General features: G+C 65.9%; 1 protein-coding gene. It reads right to left on the bottom strand.

All coding sequences use genetic code 11. The annotated features are described in order from the left end of the window. Nucleotides 1-232 (bottom strand): GMC oxidoreductase (locus R2R70_RS23460; protein ID WP_410979415.1); only part of this gene is annotated, 232 nt, incomplete at both ends.

Genomic DNA, 232 nt, shown 5'->3' with positions numbered 1-232 from the left:
GAGCCTGGCGAGCTCTTCATCAGTCTGGTACTCGACACCCGGCTTGATCTGCTCGGGCTTGTATCGCGCAAAGGCCGGCTGGGGGGCGATATGCCGCGTGACCCGCAAGGAATCGGCCGCGACCTTGCGGTCTTCAGCGGTGCTCAGATAGTTGGGCGCGATCGCCGGGGCCTGACGCGGGTCGGCGCTGTGCAGACGCACCGTGCCACGGATGGTGGGGTTGAGATTGCAG

It is taken from the genome of Cobetia sp. SIMBA_158, from assembly GCF_046566945.1.
GTDB lineage: Bacteria > Pseudomonadota > Gammaproteobacteria > Pseudomonadales > Halomonadaceae > Cobetia > Cobetia amphilecti.
This window is presented reverse-complemented; position numbering and strand designations above follow the sequence as displayed.